Origin of the sequence: Curtobacterium sp. VKM Ac-2889 (assembly GCF_015350855.1) — a bacterium.
Classification (GTDB): domain Bacteria; phylum Actinomycetota; class Actinomycetes; order Actinomycetales; family Microbacteriaceae; genus Curtobacterium; species Curtobacterium poinsettiae.
In genome coordinates, this window is the sequence record NZ_JADKSC010000001.1 from 848057 (window position 1) to 867391 (window position 19335).

Genomic DNA, 19335 nt, shown 5'->3' on the forward strand with positions numbered 1-19335 from the left:
CATATTTCGGTCGACGCAGAGTTCTGAGACAGAAACTCATCTCGCCCTGGTGCAGCCGGACCCGTATATGGCGGCGGGTACCGCTCACGGAGATCATCCCACACGTGCACCGACGTTCCGCGTCAGGCACGCGTCGGCGTGGTCGCAGGGCTTGCACTCTCAGGGTTCGCCGAGCGATCAATCCACTCACCTACACACTGCTCGTCAGTGTCGGCCCGACGGGGCCTACCGGAGGTCACACCCTTGGCTGCTGCGCCCAACGCATCCACCAACCCCAAGAACGGTCGCAACCACTCGCGACTCTCGTTCGCCAAGATCACGGACACCCTCACGGTTCCTGATCTGCTCGCACTCCAGACGGAGAGCTTCGACTGGCTCGTCGGCAACGACGTCTGGAAGGCCCGCCTCGCCGAAGGGCAGGAGCAGGGTCGCACCGACCTCGCGCTGCACTCGGGGCTCGAGGAGATCTTCGAGGAGATCTCCCCGATCGAGGACCTCGGCGAGACCATGCAGCTCTCGTTCACGGCTCCCGAGCTCGAGGACCCGAAGTACTCGATCGACGACTGCAAGGAGCGCGGCAAGACCTACGCCGCTCCGCTGTACGTCAACGCCGAGTTCATGAACCACATGACGGGTGAGATCAAGACGCAGACGGTCTTCATGGGCGACTTCCCGCTCATGACCGAGCGCGGCACGTTCATCATCAACGGCACCGAGCGCGTCGTCGTGTCGCAGCTCGTCCGTTCGCCCGGCGTGTACTTCGAGCGCCAGCAGGAGAAGACCTCCGACAAGGACATCTACTCGGCGCGGATCATCCCGTCGCGTGGTGCCTGGCTCGAGTTCGAGATCGACAAGCGCGACCAGGTGGGCGTGCGCATCGACCGCAAGCGCAAGCAGTCCGTGACCGTCTTCCTCAAGGCCCTCGGCCTGACGAGCGAAGAGATCATGGACGAGTTCCAGGGCTTCGCGTCGATCGAGTCGACCCTCGAGAAGGACGCCGTCCTCACGAAGGAAGAGGCGCTCAAGGACATCTACCGCAAGCTCCGCCCGGGCGAGCAGGTCGCTGCCGAGGCCGCGCGTGCGCTCCTCGACAACTTCTACTTCAACTCGAAGCGCTACGACCTGGCGAAGGTCGGCCGGTACAAGGTCAATCGCAAGCTCGGCATGGACGCCCCGCTGTCCGACTCGGTGCTCACCGTCAAGGACATCGTCGCGACGATCAAGTACCTGGTGTCGCTGCACGCCGAGCGCACCACGATCGACGGCATCCGTGACGGCGAGCCGGTGCAGCTGCGCCTCGACGTGGACGACATCGACCACTTCGGCAACCGTCGCATCCGCGCCGTCGGCGAGCTCATCCAGAACCAGGTCCGCACGGGTCTGTCCCGCATGGAGCGCGTCGTCCGCGAGCGCATGACCACGCAGGACATCGAGGCGATCACGCCCCAGACGCTCATCAACGTGCGTCCGGTCGTCGCCGCGATCAAGGAGTTCTTCGGGACCTCCCAGCTGTCGCAGTTCATGGACCAGAACAACCCGCTCGCGGGTCTGACGCACAAGCGTCGCCTGTCGGCCCTCGGCCCGGGTGGTCTGTCCCGTGAGCGTGCCGGCGTCGAGGTCCGCGACGTCCACCCGTCGCACTACGGCCGCATGTGCCCGATCGAGACCCCGGAAGGCCCGAACATCGGCCTGATCGGCTCGCTCGCGTCGTTCGGTCGGATCAACTCGTTCGGTTTCATCGAGACCCCGTACCGTCGCGTCGTCGACGGCGAGGTCACGAAGACCATCGACTACCTCACTGCTTCGGAAGAGGACGACTTCGTCGTCGCGCAGGCCAACGCCCCGCTGACGAACGACTTCCACTTCGCCGACGACAAGGTGCTCGTCCGCAAGAAGGGCGGCGAGGTCGAACTCGTCGCCAAGGGCGAGGTCGACTACATGGACGTCTCCCCGCGCCAGATGGTGTCGGTCGCGACGTCGCTCATCCCGTTCCTCGAGCACGACGACGCGAACCGCGCCCTCATGGGTGCGAACATGCAGCGTCAGGCCGTCCCGCTGCTCCGCTCCGAGTCGCCGCTCGTCGGCACCGGCATGGAGGGCTACACGGCCATCGACGCCGGCGACGTCGTCACCGCCGACAAGGCCGGTGTCGTCTCCGAGGTCTCGGCCGACGCCGTCACCCTGCAGCTCGACGAGGGCGGCACGCAGACCTACTACCTGCGCAAGTTCGACCGCTCCAACCAGGGCACGAGCTACAACCACCGCGTCATCGTCTCCGCAGGCGAGCGCGTCGAGCAGGGCGAGGTCATCGCCGACGGTCCCGCGACGGAGAACGGCGAGCTCGCGCTCGGCAAGAACCTCCTCGTCGCGTTCATGCCGTGGGAGGGCTACAACTACGAGGACGCGATGATCCTGTCGCAGAACCTCATCAAGGACGACACGCTCTCCTCGATCCACATCGAGGAGTACGAGGTCGACGCCCGCGACACCAAGCTCGGCAAGGAGGAGATCACCCGTGACCTCCCCAACGTCAGCCCGGACCTGCTGGCCGACCTCGACGAGCGCGGCATCATCCGCATCGGTGCCGAGGTCCGCCCCGGCGACATCCTCGTCGGCAAGGTCACGCCGAAGGGCGAGACCGAGCTGAGCGCCGAGGAGCGTCTGCTCCGTGCCATCTTCAACGAGAAGTCGCGCGAAGTCCGCGACACCTCGCTCAAGGTGCCCCACGGTGAAGAGGGCACGATCATCGGCGTCAAGGTGTTCGACTCGCAGGACGGCGACGACGAGCTCGGCTCGGGCGTCAACCAGCGCGTGGTCGTCTACATCGCCCAGAAGCGCAAGATCACCGCGGGTGACAAGCTCGCCGGTCGTCACGGCAACAAGGGCGTCATCTCGACCATCCTCCCGGTCGAGGACATGCCGTTCCTCGCCGACGGCACCCCCGTCGACATCGTCCTCAACCCGCTCGGCGTCCCCGGCCGCATGAACTTCGGCCAGGTGCTCGAGATCCACCTCGGGTGGCTCGCCAAGCAGGGCTGGAACGTCGAGGGCATCCAGGAGTGGGCCGAGAACCTGCCGGAGGCAGCGCACAGCGCCGAGCCCGGCACCAAGGTCGCCACCCCGGTGTTCGACGGTGCGTACGAGCGCGAGATCGAGGGCCTCCTCGACTCGACCCTCCCGAACCGCGACGGCGAGCGCCTGATCGGCTCGTCCGGCAAGGCGCAGCTCTTCGACGGCCGCTCCGGCGAGCCGTTCCCGGAGCCCGTCTCGGTCGGCTACATGTACATCCTCAAGCTGCACCACCTGGTCGACGACAAGATCCACGCGCGTTCGACCGGTCCGTACTCGATGATCACGCAGCAGCCGCTGGGTGGTAAGGCGCAGTTCGGTGGACAGCGATTCGGTGAGATGGAGGTGTGGGCGCTCGAAGCGTACGGCGCCGCCTACGCCCTCCAGGAGCTCCTGACGATCAAGTCCGACGACATCCTCGGCCGCGTGAAGGTCTACGAGGCGATCGTCAAGGGCGAGAACATCCAGGAGCCCGGTATCCCCGAGTCCTTCAAGGTCCTCATGAAGGAGATGCAGTCGCTCTGCCTGAACGTCGAGGTCCTCTCGGCCGACGGCCAGGCGGTCAGCCTGCGCGACAACGATGACGAGGTCTTCCGCGCTGCGGAGGAGCTGGGCATCAACATCTCCTCGCGGTTCGAGTCGTCCTCCGTCGACGACATCTGATCCCGCCCGTACATCGAAGCCTGAATCAGCAAGAGAGAAGAACATTGCTCGAAGCAACTTCCTTTGACGCCATTCGGATCGGCCTCGCAACCGCCGAGGACATCCGTCAGTGGTCGTACGGCGAGGTCAAGAAGCCGGAGACCATCAACTACCGCACCCTGAAGCCCGAGAAGGACGGTCTGTTCGGCGAGCAGATCTTCGGTCCTTCCCGCGACTGGGAGTGCGCCTGTGGCAAGTACAAGCGTGTCCGGTTCAAGGGCATCGTCTGCGAGCGCTGCGGCGTCGAGGTCACCAAGTCCTCGGTCCGTCGTGAGCGCATGGGCCACATCGAGCTCGCTGCCCCCGTCACGCACATCTGGTACTTCAAGGGCGTCCCGTCGCGCCTCGGGTACCTCCTCGACATGGCACCGAAGGACCTCGAGAAGGTCATCTACTTCGCGGCGTACATGATCATCGACATCGATGAAGAGGGCCGTCACGCGGACATGCCGGGTCTCGAGAACGAGATGCGTCTCGAGATCAAGACCCTCGAGGGCCAGCGCGACTCGATCATCGCCGACCGCCTCAAGAAGCTCGAGGACGACCTCGCAGCCCTTGAGGAAGAGGGTGCGAAGGCCGACGTCAAGCGCCGCACCAAGGACACCGCCGAGAAGGAGATGTCCCAGGTCCGCAAGTCGTTCGACGAGGACATCACCCGTCTCGAGCGTGTGTGGGAGGACTTCCGCAACCTCAAGGTGGGCGACCTCAAGCCCGAGGACGCCGTCTTCCACGAGCTCCAGGACCGGTTCGGGATCTACTTCGACGCCTACATGGGCGCCGAAGCGATCAAGCTCCGGCTCGAGGCGTTCGACCTGGCCGCCGAGGCCGAGGCGCTGCGTCTGCAGATCGCCGAGGGCAAGGGCCAGAAGAAGATCCGTGCGATCAAGCGTCTGCGCGTCGTCAGCTCCTTCCTCGCCACCGGCAACTCGCCGGCGGCGATGGTGCTCGGCGTCGTGCCGGTCATCCCGCCGGAGCTGCGCCCGATGGTGCAGCTCGACGGTGGCCGGTTCGCCACGTCGGACCTCAACGACCTCTACCGTCGTGTGATCAACCGCAACAACCGTCTCCGCCGCCTGCTCGACCTCGGTGCTCCCGAGATCATCGTGAACAACGAGAAGCGCATGCTGCAGGAAGCCGTCGACGCGCTGTTCGACAACGGTCGTCGTGGACGTCCGGTCACGGGTACCGGCAACCGCGCCCTGAAGTCCCTGAGCGACATGCTCAAGGGCAAGCAGGGTCGTTTCCGCCAGAACCTGCTCGGCAAGCGTGTCGACTACTCGGGCCGTTCGGTCATCATCGTCGGCCCGCAGCTGAAGCTGCACCAGTGTGGTCTGCCCAAGCAGATGGCGCTCGAGCTCTTCAAGCCGTTCGTCATCAAGCGCCTGATCGACCTGTCGCACGCGCAGAACATCAAGTCGGCCAAGCGCATGGTCGAGCGTTCGCGTCCGCAGGTGTGGGACGTGCTCGAGGAGATCATCCGCGAGCGCCCCGTCCTGCTGAACCGTGCGCCGACGCTGCACCGTCTGGGCATCCAGGCGTTCGAGCCGCAGCTCGTCGAGGGCAAGGCCATCCAGCTCCACCCGCTCGTCTGTGCTGCGTTCAACGCGGACTTCGACGGTGACCAGATGGCCGTGCACCTGCCGCTGTCGGTCGAGGCCCAGGCCGAGGCACGCATCCTGATGCTCGCCTCGAACAACATCCTGAAGCCGTCCGACGGCCGCCCGGTGACCCTGCCCGCACAGGACATGATCATCGGTCTGCACCACCTCACGACCGTCCGCGAGGGCGCCGTGGGCGAGGGCCGTGCGTTCTCGTCGGTGGCCGAGGCGATCCTGGCGAACGACCAGCACACGCTGCACCTCAACGCGATGGTGAAGATCCGCATGACGGGTGTCCACTTCGCCGAGGGTGAAGCCCCCGAGGGCTACGAGCAGGGCGACACGCTGCTGCTCGAGACGACCCTGGGCCGTGCGCTCTTCAACGAGACCCTGCCGGCGAACTACCCGTTCGTCCAGAAGGTCACCGACAAGGGTGTGCTCTCCGCGATCGTCAACGACCTCGCCGAGCGCTACTCCAAGACCGAGACGGCCGCTGCGCTGGACCGGATCAAGGACGCCGGCTTCTACTGGGGCACCCGCTCCGGTGTGACCGTCGCCCTGTCGGACGTCGTGACGCCTCCTCGCAAGAAGGAGATCATCGCGGGCTACGAGATCCAGGCCGCCAAGGTGCAGGGCGAGTTCGACAAGGGTCTGATCACCGACTCCGAGCGTCGCGCCGACCTGATCAAGATCTGGACCGAGGCCACCAACGAGATCGCACAGGAGATGCGGGACAACTTCCCCGTCGACAACACGATCAACCGCATGGTGTCGTCCGGTGCTCGTGGTAACTGGCTGCAGGTCCGCAACATCGCCGGTATGCGTGGTCTGGTGAACAACCCGAAGGGCGAGATCATCGCCCGCCCGATCATCAACTCGTACCGCGAGGGCCTGACCGTGGCGGAGTACTTCATCGCCACGCACGGTGCTCGCAAGGGTCTGGCCGACACGGCGCTCCGTACGGCCGACTCCGGCTACCTGACCCGTCGTCTCGTCGACGTCTCCCAGGACGTCATCATCCGCGAGGACGACTGCGGTACGACGCGTGGCCTCGAGCTGCCGATCGCGACCGTGGACGCCGACGGCAAGCTCGTCCGCGACCCGCGCGTCGAGAACACCGTGTACTCCCGCACCCTGGCCACCGAGGCCGTGGACGCCAAGGGCACGGTCGTTGCAGAAGCCGGTGAGGACGTCGGTGACGTGCTCCTCGAGAAGCTGCTGGCAGCCGGTGTCGAGAGCATCAAGGTGCGCTCGGTCCTGACCTGCGAGTCGGCCGTCGGTGTCTGCGCGAAGTGCTACGGCCGTTCGCTCGCCACCGGCAACCTGGTCGACATCGGTGAGGCAGTCGGCATCATCGCCGCGCAGTCCATCGGTGAGCCCGGTACCCAGCTGACGATGCGTACCTTCCACACGGGTGGTTCGGCCTCGGCCGACGACATCACCCAGGGTCTGCCGCGTGTCACGGAGCTATTCGAGGCCCGTACGCCCAAGGGCGCGTCCCCGATCGCCGAGGCCCCCGGCCGCGTCGTCGTCGAGGACACGGACAAGGGCCGTCGGATCATCCTGACGCCGGACAACGGCGACGAGCCGTTCATCTACCCGGTGCTCAAGCGTGCGACGCTCCTCATCGAGGACAACCAGCACGTCGAGCTCGGCGAGCAGTTCATCGCCGGCACCGTCGACCCGAAGGAAGTCCTCCGGGTCAAGGGTGTCCGAGAGGTCCAGAAGCACCTGGTCAACGGTGTGCAGGACGTCTACGGCTCGCAGGGTGTGCCGATCCACGACAAGCACATCGAGGTCATCGTCCGCCAGATGCTCCGCAAGGTCACCGTCGTCGACCACGGCGACACCGACCTGCTGCCGGGTGAGCTCGTCGACCGGTCGCGCTACAACGCGCTGAACCGTGCGGCGCTGCAGGAGGGTCGCAAGACCGCCTCGGCTCGCCAGGAGGTCATGGGCATCACGAAGGCGTCCCTCGCGACCGAGTCGTGGCTGTCCGCCGCTTCCTTCCAGGAGACCACCCGCGTGCTCACGCAGGCGGCCATGGAGGGCAAGCAGGACCACCTCGTCGGCCTCAAGGAGAACGTCATCATCGGTAAGCTCATCCCTGCCGGGACGGGCCTCAGCCGGTACCGTGACGTGGACGTGAACGCGACCGAAGAGGCGAAGGCGGAGCGGTACCCCAACCGCATCTTCGCTGACGACTCGTCGTTCTCGGACGCCGACCTGAGCTTCGTCGACTTCGACAGCTTCTCGTCGGACGACTTCACGCCGGGCACGTACAACTGAGCCTGATGTGATCCCACGAAGGCCCCGTCTCCGCAAGGAGGCGGGGCCTTCGTCGTGTCGTCACCACGTGACGGCCTGGAGGCACGGTGCCCGGCCGCCACGGGCCTCCCGTCCGCCGTGGGGTCGCGGCTAGAGCGCGCGGCCCGCGCCGTTGTCGCGGCCGGAGCCGCGACCGGTCTCGTCGACCAGCGAGAACAGGCTCAGCACGTTGCCGTCGGGGTCGCGGACGTCGAACCAGTCGACCGCGCCGTCGACGCACTCGACGGGGCCGATGTCGATGCCGAGCGCGCCGATGCGTGCGTGCTGCGCGGCGACGTCGTCGACGCCGAAGCGGACGCTGACCGGGTTCTCCTCGGCCTGTTCGTCGACGTAGAGCTGGATCCAGATGCCGCCGACCTCGTACTCGGCGACGCCGTCCTCGGGTTCGAGGTCCGGCTCGGTGCGCTCGAAGACCGCGCCGTACCAGAGGCAGGACGCCTCGATGTCGGTGACGGGCAGCCCCACGGTCACGCTCGTGATGTCCATGTCTCATCATGTGCCCGGGCGGGGGCGCGCGTCGAGAGGGATTCCGCTGCCTCGCGCTGTCCGGCCCGTGTCGACCTGGTGTCGTTCGTCGCGGTGTTCCTCCACAGGCGGCATCGCGCCGATGTCCTCCACCGACTGCCGGTCGGAGGCCACGGAGCGGTCCGCGGTCCGTGAGGCTGGTCGTCATGTGCACCCGAACGACCGCAGCGAGACCGCACCGACGGCACCCCGACGGGGAGGTGACCGGCACCGTGTCCACCTCGGCGCTGCCCCTCGTCACCGCGTTGGTCGGTCTGCTCGGTCTCGCGATCGGGTCGTTCCTGAACGTCGTCGTGCACCGCATCCCCGCCCGGCTGTCGGTCGTCGCCCCGGCCAGCTCCTGCCCCGGCTGCGGCCACGAGATCCGGGGGCGCGACAACGTGCCGGTGGTGTCCTGGCTCCTCCTGCGTGCCCGGTGCCGTGACTGCGACGCGCCCGTCTCGGCTCGGTACCCGCTCGTCGAGGCCGCCACGGGCCTCCTGTTCGTCGCGGTGACCGTGCTCTCGGTCCTCGCACCGTGGTCGACGTCGGCGGCACCGGACGGTCTTCCCGGAACGATCCACGCGGCGACCCTGCTCGTCGCGCTCCTGTACCTGATGGCGATCAGCATCTCGTTGACGCTCATCGACCTCGACACCCACACCCTGCCGAACCGGATCGTGCTGCCGGCGTACATCGTGTTGCCCGTGCTCCTGCTCGTGGCATCGGCGGTGTCCGGGGACTGGGGCGCCGCGGTCCGCGGGATCGTCGGTCTCGTCGTCCTCGGCGGTGTCTACCTCTTGCTCGCGCTGGCGGTCCTCGGCGGGATGGGACTCGGGGACGTGAAGCTCGCCGGCGTGCTCGGTCTCGTGCTGGCGTACCTCGGATGGGGACCCCTCGCGGTGGGTTCTTCCGCCGCGTTCCTGCTCGGCGGTACCTTCGCAGTCGTCCTCCTGGCCGTGCGCCGGGCGGGCCGCCGGAGCGGGATCCCGTTCGGCCCCTGGATGCTCGCGGGTGCCTGGCTCGGCATCGCCGTCGGTGCGCCCGCGTGGGATGGCTACCTGCGCCTGCTCGGACTCGCCTGACGCCTCGTCACGCGCTGCCTCACCAGACCGACCCGAAGACGGTCACGGGGAAGGACCGCCCATGTCGAAGAGCATCGTCGGCGTCGACATCGGCGCCGCCGCGATCCGTTCCGTCGAGGTGCAGGACGCGGACCGGGTGAGATCGACGATCCTGCGGTTCGCCGAGGTGCCGGTACCCGTCGGCGCGACGAAACAGGGCGAGGTGCTCGAACCGAACACCGTGGCGGGCGCACTCCGCCAGCTCTGGTCGATCGGGCGCTTCCGCTCGAAGGACGTGACGACGGACGCAGGCGGCACCGCGGCGGGCTGATCCGACCCGCACGGACCGGTGTCGGCCGCGCCACGCCGACATCACTTCCGCGACGCCCGTCGCGGAGATTACGATGCTCACGGCGCCGTGTCCGCGGCTGCTCATCCCCTCTCGAACGGTCGGCTCGAATCGGCCGTTCCTCGTCGTGCCCGGAGTCGCGCGTGTTGGTCGGAATCGTGGAGTTCCTCGGTTGGTTCGGGGCGGTAACCGTCCTTGCTGGTTACATCTTGTTCTCCACGGGCAGGATCCCGAACGGTCCGCTCTACCAGTTGCTCAACCTGGTCGGCGGCCTCGCGGTGGCCGTCAACGTCGCGGCCCACCACGCCGTCCCCTCGACGATCGTCAACGGCATCTGGGCGATCGTCGCCGTCGTCGTCCTGGTGAAGATGCTCCGTGCGCGTCGCGCGGCGAAGCGCGACGGGTCCGCTGCGGCCGAGCCGCCGGTCCTGCACGCGGAGCCGCCGGCCACGACCGGGGTCCTGCCGGTCATCGGGCCGGCGCTGCGCGACCACGAGCCGGAGGGGGCCGGCGAGACGGACGCGACCACGGGCCTCCAGCAGGTCGACCTGGCGGACGCGACGGTCGCGACGGACCCGACCCGCCCGACGACGTCGGATCTCGTGCCCGCGACGGTGCCGGAGGCGCCCGCCCCGATGACGGAGACCGTCCCGATCATCACGGCGACCATCGCGCTCGCCCTGGTCGCCGCAGCGCAGGAGCAGTCCGACCGTGCGCACGCCGACGACACGGACCACGCCGAACCCGCTCGCTGACCAGCCGGTCGGCGATACGATCGGCCCATGTCCCGGTGGCTGATCGCGACGATGACGTCGATCCTCTTCATCGCGCTCGTGATCGCCGTCACGGGCTTCGAAGCCCTGCTCGCCGACGTCGAGGTCATCTCGCAGCCCGACGCCACCCCGTACCTCGGGCCCGCGATGGTGGTCGGCGGCGCGGTGGTCGTCTTCCTGGCGACCGCGGCGGGTGTCCGCGACGGCAACCCCGGGGTGACCGCCCTCGTCGCGGCGGCGACCGTCTACCTGGTCATGCTCGGCGTCGGAGCCGTGGGCTACGCACTCGTCCGCTCGGACGCGACCGAGCTCCTCGTCTTCCCGGCGGGGTACGCCCTCGGCCCGTTCGTGGTCGGTTCCGTCGTGGTGGCGCTCCTGTCGGTGCTCGGCGGGATCGCGACGGCTCGCCACCAGGCGCGGACCGCGGGCGGCTCGGTCGCGACCGACGGGACGCACGCGACCAGCGGCGCGGACGGGTCGGGCGGACTCTCCGGGCACAACCGGACGAACGCGGGCGAGGGACCCGCCGAGCGGTAGTCTTCGGACAGCACGACGCACACCAAACGGGGGAACGATGAGCGACCAGCACGCGCAGGATCCGGACCAGCAGGGCGGCTGGGGCGCCGTCCCGCCGGTGGCCTCGATCCGTGGCACCGACGGCGCGTCCGCCGCAGCCGGCCAGACGGTCGGCCCTGGTCCTGCGGTCGGTCCCGGCGCCGGCTTCGCCGGAGCGCCCGGCGCCGGCTTCGCCGGAGCGCCCGGGCCGGTGCCGCAGCGTCCCCGCCGGAAGCTCCGCCGCGGGCAGCTCATCGGGATCATCTCGGGTGGCACCGCCGTCGTCCTGCTGCTCGTCGCCGGGGTCGTCGGGTACTCGGTCGGTTCCGCCTCGCACTCGGCCGACCGCCCCGTGCGGGCGTTCCTCGACGACCTGACGGCCGGACGCGTGGCCGACGCCCTCGACGACGCGGGCATCGAACGTGGGAAGTCCGACGTGCTGCTCGGTGACGCCGCCTACGCGAAGGCATCGGACAAGGTCACCGGGTACCGCGTCGCCGCGACGCGGACGGACGGCGACACCGCGACCGTCCGGGCGTACCTGCGCCAGGGTGGCCAGGACGTCGCCGCGACCTTCACGCTCGACAAGACCGGGACCGACTGGGGTGTGTTCCCGGTCTGGGAGCTCCAGGCCCCCGAGCTCGGCTCGGTCGACGTCGCCGTGCGCGGACCCTCCGGTGCGTCGGTCACGGTCGCAGGCCGGAACGTGCGGACCGCGAAGGACGGCACGGTGAGCCTCCGCGCGCTGCCCGGTACCTACGACGTCGCCTTCGACGGCGGCAAGTGGACCACGGCACGTGGTGGATCGGCGGACGTCAGCGGGTTCGGCCGGACGACGTCGACCCCGGTGCAGATGACGACCACCCTCACGACCGCGGGGCAGCAGGCCGCCAAGCGAGCGGTGGACGACTGGGTGGACGGCTGCATCGCCTCCACCGACGCCGCGCCGGCCGGCTGCAGCTTCTACGCGTACGGCCAGAACCCCGCGTACACCTACACGAACCAGAAGTGGACGCTCGAGACGCGGCCGACGGTCCGGGTCGGCAGCTGGACGACGAACGGCTGGTTGATCACGACGACCACGTTCGGGCGGGCGAAGTACACGGCGGACATCTCGGGTGCCGCCGGCACCGGAACGGCGTCCGCGGGGCCGCTCAACGTCAACGCGAGCGGGTACGTCACCGGCTTCTCGAGCGACGGTGCGACGTTCCGCTCGGCGGTGGGCAACGGCTCGTCCGACACCGGCTCATGACGGTGTCGGTTCCCGGGGTGACCCGGATTGATTTCGTCCCGTTCCGCGGGTAGTCTCTACCGGGTGTGCGCCCTCGGGCGCGCCCGAAAAGTCCGGCGAGCGGGATCGCCCAGCCGGACCACTCCGTCCCCCACTCGAACACCCGCCGTCCGGCGGTGATCAGCGTGGGACGAGGAAGCCGGCGGAACGCGCCGGCCAGAGAGCACGAGCGAAGAACCAGGAGAACAGTTGCCTACTATTCAGCAGCTGGTTCGCAAGGGTCGTACGCCGAAGGTCACCAAGACCAAGGCGCCCGCCCTGAAGGCGAACCCCCAGCAGCGTGGTGTGTGCACCCGCGTCTACACCACCACCCCCAAGAAGCCGAACTCGGCACTGCGCAAGGTCGCTCGTGTCAAGCTCTCGAACGGCACCGAGGTCACGGCCTACATCCCCGGTGAGGGCCACAACCTCCAGGAGCACTCGATGGTGCTCGTCCGCGGCGGTCGTGTGAAGGACCTCCCGGGTGTGCGGTACAAGATCATCCGTGGCGCCCTGGACACCCAGGCAGTCAAGAACCGTAAGCAGGCTCGCAGCCGCTACGGTGCGAAGAAGGGTTGAGTTAGATGCCTCGTAAGGGTCCCGCTCCCAAGCGTCCCGTCGTCGCCGACCCGGTCTACGGTGCGCCGATCGTCAGCCAGCTCGTCAACAAGATCCTGCTCGACGGCAAGAAGGGCCTCGCTGAGCGCATCGTCTACGGTGCACTCGAGGGCGTTTCCGCCAAGAACCAGCAGGACGCCGTCGTGACGCTGAAGAAGGCGCTCGACAACGTCCGTCCGACCCTCGAGGTCCGCAGCCGCCGTGTCGGTGGCTCGACCTACCAGGTCCCGGTCGAGGTCAAGCCGCACCGCGCGAACACCCTCGCGCTCCGTTGGCTCACCTCGTACGCCAAGGCCCGTCGCGAGAAGACGATGACCGAGCGTCTCATGAACGAGATCCTCGACGCGTCCAACGGCCTCGGTGCCGCGGTCAAGCGCCGCGAGGACACGCACAAGATGGCCGAGTCGAACAAGGCCTTCGCCCACTACCGCTGGTAGTCCCGGCACCGTCCGCGCGCCGGTGGTCAAGAACCCCGGCGCCCGGACGGCCGCCAACCTCTCCTACAACTCTTCCGGAGGAACCCTGTGGCACAGGACGTGCTCACCGACCTGAACAAGGTCCGCAACATCGGCATCATGGCGCACATCGATGCCGGCAAGACCACGACGACCGAGCGCATCCTGTTCTACACGGGCATCACGCATAAGATCGGTGAGGTCCACGACGGCGCTGCCACGATGGACTGGATGGCGCAGGAGCAGGAGCGCGGCATCACGATCACGTCGGCCGCGACGACCTGCTTCTGGGACAACAACCAGATCAACATCATCGACACCCCCGGTCACGTGGACTTCACGGTCGAGGTGGAGCGTTCGCTCCGCGTCCTCGACGGTGCCGTCGCCGTGTTCGACGGGAAAGAGGGCGTCGAGCCCCAGTCCGAGACCGTCTGGCGTCAGGCCGACAAGTACGAAGTCCCGCGCATCTGCTTCGTCAACAAGATGGACAAGCTGGGCGCCGACTTCTACTACACCGTCGACACCATCGTGAACCGCCTCGGCGCGGAGCCCCTCGTGCTCCAGCTGCCGATCGGTTCCGAGAGCTCGTTCGAAGGCGTCGTCGACCTCGTCCAGATGCGTGCACTCACCTGGCGCGGCGACGCCAAGGGTGACGTCGCGATGGGCGCGAAGTACGAGATCGAAGAGATCCCGGCCGACCTGCAGGACCGTGCCGCCGAGTACCGCGAGAAGCTCATCGAGCGCGTGGCCGAGGCGGACGACGTCCTCATGGAGCGCTACCTCGAGGGCGACACCGACTTCTCGGTCGCCGAGATCAAGGCAGCGATCCGTGCCCTCACGGTGAGCAGCACGCTCTACCCGGTCCTCTGCGGTTCCGCGTTCAAGAACCGTGGTGTCCAGCCGATGCTCGACGCCGTCATCGACTACCTCCCGTCCCCGCTCGACGTGCCGCCGATGATCGGCCACGACGTCAAGGACGAGGAGAAGGAGATCATCCGCAAGCCCGACGCGACCGAGCCGTTCTCGGCGCTCGCGTTCAAGGTCGCGGTGCACCCCTTCTTCGGTCGTCTGACCTACGTGCGCGTCTACTCCGGCTCGATCGAGTCCGGTGCCCAGGTCATCAACTCGACCAAGGGCAAGAAGGAGCGCATCGGCAAGATCTTCCAGATGCACTCCAACAAGGAGAACCCGGTCGCCAACGTGACCGCTGGCCACATCTACGCGGTCATCGGCCTCAAGGACACCACCACCGGTGACACCCTGTGCGACCCGACCAACCAGGTCGTCCTCGAGTCGATGACGTTCCCGGAGCCGGTCATCGAGGTCGCCATCGAGCCGAACACGAAGGCTGACCAGGAGAAGCTCTCCACGGCCATCCAGAAGCTCGCCGAAGAGGACCCGACGTTCCGCGTCGAGCTCAACGCCGAGACCGGTCAGACGACGATCAAGGGCATGGGCGAGCTCCACCTCGACATCCTCGTCGACCGCATGAAGCGCGAGTTCCACGTCGAGGCGAGCGTCGGCAAGCCCCAGGTGGCCTACCGCGAGACGCTCACCAAGATCGTCGAGCGCTACGACTACACCCACAAGAAGCAGACCGGTGGCTCCGGTCAGTTCGCGAAGGTGCAGATCGCGCTCGAGCCGATGGAGGTCACGAGCGAGAAGGTCTACGAGTTCGTCAACGCGACCTCCGGTGGCCGTGTCCCGCGCGAGTACATCCCGTCGGTCGACGCCGGTATCCAGGACGCCATGCAGGTCGGCATCCTCGCGGGCTACCCGACCGTCGGCGTGAAGGCCATCCTCAAGGACGGCGCGGCGCACGACGTCGACTCGTCCGAGATGGCGTTCAAGATCGCCGGCTCGATCGCCTACAAGGAAGCGGCTCGCAAGGCCGGTCCGGCGATCCTCGAGCCGATCATGGCCGTCGAGGTCCGTACTCCTGAGGAGTACATGGGCGACGTCATCGGTGACCTGAACTCCCGTCGTGGCCAGATCGCCTCGATGGAGGACGCCTCGGGCGTCAAGGTGGTCCGCGCGAGCGTGCCGCTGTCCGAGATGTTCGGCTACGTCGGCGACCTGCGGTCGAAGACCTCTGGTCGTGCGGTCTACTCGATGACCTTCGAGACCTACAGCCAGGTCCCGGCCAAGGTCGCCGAGGAGATCATCGCGAAGAACGCGGGGGAGTAGCGCTCAGCGCTTCTCCACAGGCGGGGGCGCCCGGCGACGGGCCCCTCGCCACCAAGTAAAGTACAGACACACACCGCGCACCAACGGTCCCGAGCCCATCCAGGGCCGGCCGGGGGTGACGCTTCCGAGTCCTGAGGAGGACCCACAGTGGCCAAGGCCAAGTTCGAGCGCACCAAGCCGCACGTCAACATCGGAACCATCGGTCACGTCGACCACGGCAAGACCACGCTCACGGCGGCGATCACCAAGGTTCTGCACGACCAGTACCCGGACCTCAACGAGGCCCGCGACTTCGCGCAGATCGACAACGCTCCCGAGGAGCGCCAGCGCGGCATCACGATCAACATCTCGCACGTCGAGTACCAGACCGAGAAGCGTCACTACGCGCACGTCGACGCCCCCGGTCACGCCGACTACGTGAAGAACATGATCACGGGTGCGGCACAGATGGACGGCGCGATCCTCGTGGTCGCCGCCACCGACGGCCCGATGCCCCAGACGCGTGAGCACGTCCTGCTCGCCCGCCAGGTCGGCGTCCCCTACATCGTCGTCGCACTGAACAAGTCCGACATGGTGGACGACGAGGAGATCCTGGAGCTCGTCGAGCTCGAGGTCCGCGAGCTCCTCGGCTCGCAGCAGTTCGACGAGGACGCCCCCGTCGTGCAGGTCTCGGCGCTCAAGGCGCTCGAGGGCGACGAGAAGTGGGTCAAGTCGGTCCAGGACCTCATGGCCCAGGTCGACGAGCACGTGCCGGACCCGGTGCGCGCCACCGACCAGCCGTTCCTGATGCCGATCGAGGACGTCTTCACGATCACCGGTCGTGGCACCGTCGTCACCGGTCGCGTCGAGCGTGGCACGCTCAACCTGAACGCCGAGGTCGAGATCGTCGGCATCCGCGCGACGCAGAAGACCACGGTCACGGGCATCGAGATGTTCCGCAAGCTGCTCGACTCCGCGGTCGCCGGTGACAACACCGGTCTGCTCATCCGTGGCCTCAAGCGCGAGGACGTGGAGCGCGGCCAGGTCGTCGTGAAGCCGGGTTCGGTCACGCCGCACACCGAGTTCCAGGCGAACGCGTACATCCTGACCAAGGACGAGGGTGGGCGTCACAACCCGTTCTACGCGAACTACCGCCCGCAGTTCTACTTCCGCACCACGGACGTCACCGGCGTCATCACGCTGCCCGAGGGCACCGAGATGGTCATGCCCGGTGACACCGTCGCCATGACGGTCGAGCTGATCCAGCCGATCGCCATGGAAGAGGGCCTCCGCTTCGCCATCCGTGAGGGTGGTCGTACGGTCGGCGCCGGTACGGTCGAGAAGATCATCAAGTAACTCCGGTTCCTTGCGACAGCGGGGTCGGGCCTTCGGGTCCGGCCCCGCTTCGTCGTACCCGGCCACTGGCGCGCCGTACAGGGCGCCGGACAGGAGGCACGGGGCGGGGTCGGCCACGGGCCTCCTGTCCGCCCCGTGCCCCGTCACAGGCTTCACGGAGTTGGCTCGGGCACGTGACCCGCCTCCGCAGATCCGCGACCTCCGGTCGCGGCTACCACCGCGTCCGTTCCGGACGCGGTTTCTCGTTCCGTGACCCCGACGGCAAGACCGTGACCGATCCGGACGAGCGCCGTCGGCTCGAGGAGTTCGTGATCCCGCCGGCGTGGGACGACGTCTGGATCTCGCCGTACCCGAACGGCCACATCCTGGCCACGGGCACGGACGGTGCTGGCCGTCGCCAGTACATGTACCACCCGTCGTGGCGTGAACGGATGGACCGGATCAAGTACGACCGCGCGCTCGCGCTGGCGGAGTCGTTGCCGGTCGCCCGTCGCGGTGTCACACAGGACCTCCGCCGGCCGGAACCGGACCGCCGGCGCGCGCTGGCCGCAGCCTTCCGGATGCTCGATCAGGGGTCGCTCCGGGTCGGGTCCGAGCGGTACGCCACCGAGCACGGCAGCCGCGGGCTGTCCACGCTGCTCTGCGCGCACGCCCACGTGTCCGGCGACGACATCGAACTCGACTTCCCCGGCAAGAGCGGGCAGGAGTGGTCGTCGTCGATCCACGACCACGACCTGGCGCGGGTCATCGTCGGCATGAAGCGTCGCGGACCCAATGCGCGTCTGCTGTCGTTCCGCGAGCGCCGTGGGGCGGAGTGGGAGCCGCTCTCCGCCGAGGACATCAACGCCTACGTGAAGGAACGTGCCGGCGACGAGTTCACCGCGAAGGACTTCCGGACCCTGCACGGGACGGTCGCGGCCGCGGTCGACCTGGCGAAGACCGGGCCGCAGTCATCCCAGGCCAAGCGGAAGAAGGCCGTGTCGCACGCGGTGAAGGCCGCGAGCGACGAGCTCGGCAACACCCCGACGGTGTGCCGACAGAGCTACATCGACCCCCGTCTGCTCGATGCGTACGACCACGGGGAGACCATCGATCCGGACCGCCTGGCGTCCGCCGAGGCCGAGGTCCGGGCACTGCTCTACCGACAATGACCCGGGGGCCGTCCGGATGACGTAGCGTTGGTCGACGTGCCGGACCACCCCACACGGCACGGAAGGACCCACAACAGTCGTGACCGACGAGTGCATCCACGGTTTCCCCACCGAGCTCTGCGACATCTGCGCACCCCGGCAGCGCGAGGCGTCGGAGATCCCAGCCACCCCGGCACCACGCCGGACCCGCATCACCACCAACCTGCGCGTCGACCCGCCGGCCTCCGGGCCGAACACGTCGCTCCGGTCGCCGACGTCGCTCCGTTCGTCGTCCGCCGACCTGCCCGAGGCACGTGAGTTCGCAGCGCTCCGTGCCCACCACGTCACCCACATCGACAACCTCGACGGCATCGTCGGCGCCGGCGCGATCCTGGCGGCCGACCAGGCCGAGCCTGTCGTGGACGTCAGCTCCGCCGACACCCGTGCCGCACGTGCCGAGGCCGAGGCACCGGACGGTTCCTCGATCGCCGGGCACGTGCCGTTCACGCTGTCGCCCGACGCGACGCGGTGGGACGAGCTCCGCACGGGCGCCGAGGGTGAACGCTGGTCCGATGCCGCCCGTCGCACCCGCGCGATCGACTACGTGGTGCTCGTCGTGCCGGTCTCGGCGTTCGGCGCCTCGGTGATCGTCGCGGACCAGGACGCCGACGCCGACGACGTCCGGTTCGCCGTCGGCCCCGACGCCGGCACGAACCTGATCCGTCGCACCGACTTCACGGACCCGGAGATGCACGGCCTCGAGCTGCTCGCCGGTCCGAGCGTGCCGTTCACCTCGGTGGCCGTGATCGGTGTGCCGAACGACAAGGCCCGGCAGACCGTCCGCGCCGTGCTCGCCGACCACGGCGGACACGCTCCCCGCGTGGCCGTCTTCCCGCCGTGGTTCGTGCCCCCGGTGACCGCCGAGTGACGGTCTCCTGACCCGTGTCGACGCACCCTCCGGACCACGTCCGGAGGGTGCGTTGCGTTGCGGGGCCGAGCCGGGCCTCCAGACCGTCCGATCCCCGTGGATCCGGGCAAGCGAGCCGGCGGGACACGCCCGGCAATTCGCGACACGCCCGGGTTGCACGTGGGCCGGGGCTATGCGAGACTTGTCCGGTTCCGAATTCCCCGTGGGTGTACGCCCACAGGATCACTGCTCTGGCAGTGCACAACCCCCTTGTTCAGCAGGGCTGGGTTGGGCCGCAGGCAGCAGAACACGACTCCCCGAGATGTGACGGACGCGGTGCACCACTGCTGCGCCCGGAGCACGAGGCAGTCGATTGCCCACGCTGGACGGCCACGGTCGCCCGCGAGGTTGACAGGTGAACAGCGGTCATCCCCAGTGGATGCGGCCGGTTGGTTCAGGAAAACAGCACGGTCTGCAGGAATGCGGAACCG

At 68.1% G+C, this 19335-nt stretch carries 14 protein-coding genes; 13 read left to right on the forward strand and 1 reads right to left on the reverse strand.

Annotated elements, in window-relative coordinates:
* The first annotated feature begins 243 nt into the window (after positions 1-243).
* Entirely contained in the window at positions 244-3732 is a 3489-nt protein-coding gene (gene rpoB, locus ITJ50_RS04295; protein WP_017885548.1) for a DNA-directed RNA polymerase subunit beta, read from the forward strand.
* A 44-nt stretch (positions 3733-3776) separates the two neighbouring features.
* Positions 3777-7658 carry a DNA-directed RNA polymerase subunit beta' gene (rpoC, locus tag ITJ50_RS04300; protein ID WP_017885547.1) on the forward strand — a complete coding sequence of 1294 codons (3882 nt, stop codon included), beginning with the start codon at positions 3777-3779 and terminating at the stop codon, positions 7656-7658.
* A gap of 129 nt (positions 7659-7787) precedes the next feature.
* Here rpoC and ITJ50_RS04305 read toward each other — a convergent pair whose 3' ends face one another.
* Positions 7788-8183, reverse strand: coding sequence for a VOC family protein (locus ITJ50_RS04305; protein WP_017885546.1), 396 nt, complete (start codon positions 8181-8183; stop codon positions 7788-7790).
* Between the two features lie 185 nt (positions 8184-8368).
* On the opposite strand from ITJ50_RS04305, the gene ITJ50_RS04310 reads away from it, so the two are divergent.
* The 11 genes from ITJ50_RS04310 (at position 8369) to ITJ50_RS04360 (ending at position 18865) form a co-directional block, all read left to right on the forward strand.
* Positions 8369-9286, forward strand: a complete 918-nt coding sequence (locus ITJ50_RS04310) for a prepilin peptidase (RefSeq protein ID WP_228500613.1) — start codon at positions 8369-8371, stop codon at positions 9284-9286.
* 61 nt (positions 9287-9347) lie between these two features.
* Positions 9348-9596, forward strand: a complete 249-nt coding sequence (locus ITJ50_RS04315; RefSeq protein ID WP_194589990.1) for a hypothetical protein — start codon at positions 9348-9350, stop codon at positions 9594-9596.
* Between the two features lie 161 nt (positions 9597-9757).
* Positions 9758-10369: a CBU_0592 family membrane protein gene (locus ITJ50_RS04320; protein ID WP_194589991.1), complete on the forward strand. Its 612-nt coding sequence runs from the start codon at positions 9758-9760 to the stop codon at positions 10367-10369.
* Positions 10370-10396: 27 nt separating this feature from the next.
* Positions 10397-10924: a DUF6121 family protein gene (locus tag ITJ50_RS04325; protein WP_042537507.1), complete on the forward strand. Its 528-nt coding sequence runs from the start codon at positions 10397-10399 to the stop codon at positions 10922-10924.
* 37 nt (positions 10925-10961) lie between these two features.
* Positions 10962-12194: a hypothetical protein gene (locus ITJ50_RS04330; RefSeq protein ID WP_017885541.1), complete on the forward strand. Its 1233-nt coding sequence runs from the start codon at positions 10962-10964 to the stop codon at positions 12192-12194.
* Positions 12195-12422: 228 nt separating this feature from the next.
* On the forward strand, positions 12423-12791 hold the full coding sequence (gene rpsL / locus ITJ50_RS04335) for a 30S ribosomal protein S12 (RefSeq protein WP_017885540.1): 369 nt from the start codon (positions 12423-12425) through the stop codon (positions 12789-12791).
* Positions 12792-12796: 5 nt separating this feature from the next.
* A complete protein-coding gene (gene rpsG / locus ITJ50_RS04340; RefSeq protein ID WP_017885539.1) occupies positions 12797-13267 on the forward strand; it encodes a 30S ribosomal protein S7 in 471 nt (156 codons plus the stop codon).
* Between the two features lie 87 nt (positions 13268-13354).
* A complete protein-coding gene (gene fusA / locus ITJ50_RS04345) occupies positions 13355-15472 on the forward strand; it encodes an elongation factor G (RefSeq protein WP_017885538.1) in 2118 nt (705 codons plus the stop codon).
* A gap of 147 nt (positions 15473-15619) precedes the next feature.
* A complete protein-coding gene (gene tuf / locus ITJ50_RS04350) occupies positions 15620-16807 on the forward strand; it encodes an elongation factor Tu (protein ID WP_017885537.1) in 1188 nt (395 codons plus the stop codon).
* A 173-nt stretch (positions 16808-16980) separates the two neighbouring features.
* Positions 16981-17958 (forward strand): DNA topoisomerase IB, encoded by a 978-nt coding sequence (locus tag ITJ50_RS04355; RefSeq protein ID WP_042537504.1) that lies wholly within the window; start codon positions 16981-16983, stop codon positions 17956-17958.
* Positions 17959-18037: 79 nt separating this feature from the next.
* On the forward strand, positions 18038-18865 hold the full coding sequence (locus ITJ50_RS04360; protein ID WP_052481641.1) for a DarT ssDNA thymidine ADP-ribosyltransferase family protein: 828 nt from the start codon (positions 18038-18040) through the stop codon (positions 18863-18865).
* Positions 18866-19335 lie beyond the last annotated feature (470 nt).